Annotated in this window: 3 protein-coding genes and 12 tRNA genes; 3 read left to right on the forward strand and 12 right to left on the reverse strand. The window is 37.3% G+C overall.

Annotation, left to right across the window (positions count from 1 at the left end; genetic code table 11):
• Nucleotides 1-202: 202 nt before the first annotated feature.
• The 3 genes from ACH0BF_RS24840 (at nt 203) to ACH0BF_RS24850 (ending at nt 3,138) form a co-directional block, all read left to right on the forward strand.
• The gene (locus tag ACH0BF_RS24840; RefSeq protein WP_406910506.1) at nt 203-1,027 is read left to right on the forward strand and encodes an FtsK/SpoIIIE domain-containing protein; all 825 of its coding nucleotides are present in this window, start codon (nt 203-205) and stop codon (nt 1,025-1,027) included.
• A 187-nt stretch (nt 1,028-1,214) separates the two neighbouring features.
• Nucleotides 1,215-1,985 carry a rolling circle replication-associated protein gene (locus ACH0BF_RS24845; protein ID WP_406910507.1) on the forward strand — a complete coding sequence of 257 codons (771 nt, stop codon included), beginning with the start codon at nt 1,215-1,217 and terminating at the stop codon, nt 1,983-1,985.
• Nucleotides 1,986-1,995: 10 nt separating this feature from the next.
• Nucleotides 1,996-3,138, forward strand: a complete 1,143-nt coding sequence (locus ACH0BF_RS24850) for a tyrosine-type recombinase/integrase (RefSeq protein ID WP_406910508.1) — start codon at nt 1,996-1,998, stop codon at nt 3,136-3,138.
• Nucleotides 3,139-3,222: 84 nt separating this feature from the next.
• On the opposite strand, the gene ACH0BF_RS24855 is transcribed toward ACH0BF_RS24850, so the two are convergent.
• The 12 genes from ACH0BF_RS24855 to ACH0BF_RS24910 all read right to left on the reverse strand — a co-directional run bounded on the left by ACH0BF_RS24855 (nt 3,223) and on the right by ACH0BF_RS24910 (nt 4,274).
• Nucleotides 3,223-3,304: transfer RNA gene (locus ACH0BF_RS24855), tRNA-Leu, on the reverse strand.
• A gap of 7 nt (nt 3,305-3,311) precedes the next feature.
• Nucleotides 3,312-3,385: transfer RNA gene (locus ACH0BF_RS24860), tRNA-Cys, on the reverse strand.
• Nucleotides 3,386-3,392: 7 nt separating this feature from the next.
• A tRNA-Gly gene (locus ACH0BF_RS24865) sits at nt 3,393-3,467 on the reverse strand.
• A gap of 3 nt (nt 3,468-3,470) precedes the next feature.
• A tRNA-Gln gene (locus tag ACH0BF_RS24870) sits at nt 3,471-3,542 on the reverse strand.
• A gap of 18 nt (nt 3,543-3,560) precedes the next feature.
• Nucleotides 3,561-3,636, reverse strand: a tRNA-His gene (locus tag ACH0BF_RS24875).
• A 17-nt stretch (nt 3,637-3,653) separates the two neighbouring features.
• Nucleotides 3,654-3,727: transfer RNA gene (locus tag ACH0BF_RS24880), tRNA-Trp, on the reverse strand.
• Between the two features lie 7 nt (nt 3,728-3,734).
• Nucleotides 3,735-3,819, reverse strand: a tRNA-Tyr gene (locus ACH0BF_RS24885).
• Nucleotides 3,820-3,840: 21 nt separating this feature from the next.
• Nucleotides 3,841-3,916, reverse strand: a tRNA-Thr gene (locus tag ACH0BF_RS24890).
• 5 nt (nt 3,917-3,921) lie between these two features.
• Nucleotides 3,922-3,997 (reverse strand) — tRNA-Phe (locus ACH0BF_RS24895).
• A gap of 24 nt (nt 3,998-4,021) precedes the next feature.
• Nucleotides 4,022-4,098: transfer RNA gene (locus ACH0BF_RS24900), tRNA-Asp, on the reverse strand.
• A gap of 5 nt (nt 4,099-4,103) precedes the next feature.
• Nucleotides 4,104-4,177, reverse strand: a tRNA-Met gene (locus tag ACH0BF_RS24905).
• Nucleotides 4,178-4,198: 21 nt separating this feature from the next.
• Nucleotides 4,199-4,274: transfer RNA gene (locus ACH0BF_RS24910), tRNA-Val, on the reverse strand.
• Nucleotides 4,275-4,351 lie beyond the last annotated feature (77 nt).

Genomic DNA, 4,351 nt, shown 5'->3' on the forward strand with positions numbered 1-4,351 from the left:
TATAAATCCACAATCGTTTTCTTAAAGTCATCATTATATTTTTTGCCTGTAGGCTTACGTTCCAATTCGGACACATCCTCTCAAAATAATTGTAAGGACTTAATTAAACTGTGTCCATGAAACTATACTAACTCCAGCATTTGGGTTAAATTTAAATGAAATTAATATCAATAATGCTGCATACGTTGAATATGAGTTTTTATTGCAAAAGCCTGAACGCATAAAAATCAATTCTATTGATAATATCAACTATGATACTGCCGGGGAAATATCTTTAGACTCATGGAAAAAATGGGATTATGTTAAATATCCACACGCTTTGGTATCTGGAATTACTGGCTCTGGGAAAACCTTTTTCCTTTACTATTTAATGCTTCAGTTTGCTAAACAAGGGGCTGAAATTTATATTTTGGATCCAAAACGTAGCGACTTGAGTTCTTTAATTCATTATATTCCAAAAGGCGATAAACACGTTCTATTTACACCGAATCAAATTGCTTCTGCTTTAAGGAAAATTAATGACATAATGAATCAACGCTATGAAAAATATTTCATGTCTTCTGGGCGTGTAGGAATGGATTATCGCTCAATAGGCTTACACCCAATTGTTATCTTTTTTGATGAGGTTGCTGCTTTTATGGAAGAAGATAAAAAAGTTGCAAAAGAAGCTGAAGCTTATTTAAAACAAATTTCAATGAAGGCTAGAATGGTAGGCATTTATTTGGTTCTTAGCACTCAAAAGCCAACTGCTGAGGCCTTATCTACTGCTATTCGTGACCAAATGGGAATGCGTATCGCACTCGGAAACATGTCTAAACCGGGGTATAAAATGGCTCTAGGTGATGACTGGCTTGAGCTACCTAAATTTGAAAAAGGGATTGGAAAAGGTCTCATTATGATTGAGGGCAATGGCTGGAATACTCCAAAGGAGTTTGACGCTCCATATCTTAATTTAGAGAACCTTGATTTTCATGGAACATTAGCAAACTTATTAGAAGCAAATGAAATTAGGTTTATAAATGAATAAATAGAACCTGCTCCACCACTCCGACCTTTGAGTTTAGTAAAGGGAAATTTCTTTGCCTGCAAAGAAAAACGGAGTGGTTTAGCGGAGCGTCCGTTTACTCAATTCAAAGGCATGCCGAAGCAGGGCTGAGGCAGTTAACTTGTTATATACACAAACATAATGAGAAATTTAAATTGGAGATTGAATAATGTGTACGAAATTTTATAACACAAAAATCATCCAATCTTCTATAACCGAAGTATATGAATACGGTGAAACAATAGCTTATGATTATACGAATCCATTTAAAAACGAAAAGGCAGAAAGAGTTAAATTTGAAGACGCTCTTCCTGAAATTAAAAGTCAACGTATTGAGAGAATGAAAAAACGATACCTTAATGAACGCTGGAATATCTCACGATTAATAGATGTAAATTACGATGACCGTACCAGCTTTTTAACATTAACATTTAAAGAAAACATTCAAGATATAGAATACTGTAATAATGAATTTATGAAATTTATAAAACGCCTTAATTACAACATTTATAAAACAAAAAAAGCTACTCTAAAATATTTAGCCGTTTGGGAATTACAAAATAGAGGTGCAATACATTATCACGTAATGTTATTCTCTGTACCTAAAATCCCATACAATGACTTAAAAAAGTTATGGAAGCTTGGTTCAGTAAATATACAAAAAATAGATGCTGATAGCAAAGAAAATCGAGGAAGATACATTAGCAAATATTTCGCTAAGAATTTAGACAACCCTCAATATTTAATAAAATTCATGGGAAAGAAAAGATTTTTCAAATCAAAAAACCTTGAAAAACCTAAAATTTCTCTTGAATTAAACGAAAACGATTTACAGTTTGATATAAATAAAGTTATATTTCAAAAAGAATTTATTGGAAAAAAGAAAGTTGGAGATGAATGGATAGATTACCCCATCCGTTATACGAAACTTTCAAATTAAAGGAGAATTTATGGCTAGTTACACAAAACGAGGTACAACATGGCAATACACAATTTCAATTAAGGATAAAGTAACACAGGAATATAAGCGAATTACTAAAGGTGGATTTCGTACTAAAGCAGAAGCTAAAAGCGCTGCTTCTGATAAAGAGCAGCTATTAAAACAAGGGTTCAAAGAAAATAAAGATATTAGCTTTCATGCTTATTTTAATGAATGGATGGATATCTATAAAAAACCTAAAGTGTCAGCTCGAACTTATACAAAATACGAAACTTCACTTAACTCATTAATTAAGTATTTCGGTGAAATTAAGTTAGCTGATATTGATAAAAAACTTTATCAACAAACTATAAATAAATACGCCTTAGAGCATGCTCCAGAATCAACTTCGAAATTTAACAATCATTTAAGACAGTGTTCTAAAAATGCTCTGGAAGAAAAAATTATTCTTTCGGACTTTACAGCTAATGCTGTTATATCTGGCTCAAATAGTAACGTGAAAAAGAAGGAAGATAAGTTCCTAAGTTATGAAGATACTAAAAAGATCATTAATTATTTTAAAGAAAAATTAAACCCTACCATCCCTAGTTACTACATGATTATCTTAGCTTTCACAACTGGTCTACGATACGGTGAATTACTTGGATTAACATGGAATGATATTGATTTTGAAAATAACATTATCGATGTTAATAAAGCATATGATTATCACGAGCATTCTGGATTTACTGACGTTAAAACTTATTCATCGGCTCGTTCGGTATATATTGATGAAAATACGTCAGATATGCTAATGGAATTAAAAGAAGGTCAACAAAAGCTATTTGAACAGTACAATGTATTAAATCCATCAAATCAAGTATTCTATCATTATGTTCAAGGGATTGTTTCAAATAATGCTGTTAATCAATCTTTAAAACGTGGATTAAAAGCATTATATATTACACCGTTAATTACTATGCATGGTGCAAGACATACTTTCGGAAGTATTCTTATTTATCAGGGTATTGATTTAGCAGTAGTATCTGAACTCTTAGGACATAAGGATACTACAATAACTAGTAAGGTTTATATTCATGTTATTAAAGAATTGCGTGAAAAGAACAAGTTGAAAATCAATTATATTACAAAAGATTTATTTAATTATAAATAATAAGGTAGTAAATATTTGTTTCTACAAATTTTCTACAATAAAAAAAGAACCCTTGATATATCAAGGGTTCTTCGTTGTGTTTAATACCGGTGGTCGGGGTCGAACCGACACTCCTCACGGAACACGATTTTGAGTCGTGCGCGTCTGCCAATTCCGCCACACCGGCATGAATATGGAGGCGGCAACCGGATTTGAACCGGTGATAAAGGTTTTGCAGACCTCTGCCTTACCACTTGGCTATGCCGCCGAACAAATGGAGCGGAAGACGGGATTCGAACCCGCGACCCCCACCTTGGCAAGGTGGTGTTCTACCACTGAACTACTTCCGCGTACTGGGCTAGCTGGATTCGAACCAACGAGTGACGGAGTCAAAGTCCGTTGCCTTACCGCTTGGCTATAGCCCATTAATCAATAGTTTATTATGGGGCGATCGAGGGGAATCGAACCCCCGAGTGTCGGAGCCACAATCCGATGCGTTAACCACTTCGCCACGACCGCCATAATGATAGTTAATTTGGCAGGGGCAGTAGGAATCGAACCCACACTGGAGGTTTTGGAGACCTCTGTTCTACCGTTAAACTATGCCCCTATAAAACTGGTGGAGGGGGACGGATTCGAACCGCCGAACCCTGAGGGAGCGGATTTACAGTCCGCCGCGTTTAGCCACTTCGCTACCCCTCCACGAAGATAAAGTTGTAAGAATGGTGCCGGCAAGAGGACTTGAACCCCCAACCTACTGATTACAAGTCAGTTGCTCTACCAGTTGAGCTACACCGGCAACAGTGGTGGCTCAGGACGGAATCGAACCGCCGACACATGGATTTTCAGTCCATTGCTCTACCGACTGAGCTACTGAGCCAACATTTACATATGGTATGTATAATGGCGGTCCGGACGGGACTCGAACCCGCGACCTCCTGCGTGACAGGCAGGCATTCTAACCAACTGAACTACCGGACCATTAATTGCGGGGGCAGGATTTGAACCTGCGACCTTCGGGTTATGAGCCCGACGAGCTACCGGGCTGCTCCACCCCGCGTCGATATAAATATAACTATTGTGGTGGAGGATGACGGGATCGAACCGCCGACCCCCTGCTTGTAAGGCAGGTGCTCTCCCAGCTGAGCTAATCCTCCAAATGGTGACCCCTACGGGATTCGAACCCGTGTTACCGCCGTGAAAGGGCGGTGTCTTAACCGCTTGACCAAGGGGC

Source organism: Pseudobacillus sp. 179-B 2D1 NHS (assembly GCF_045370945.1).
Classification (GTDB): domain Bacteria; phylum Bacillota; class Bacilli; order Bacillales; family Domibacillaceae; genus Pseudobacillus.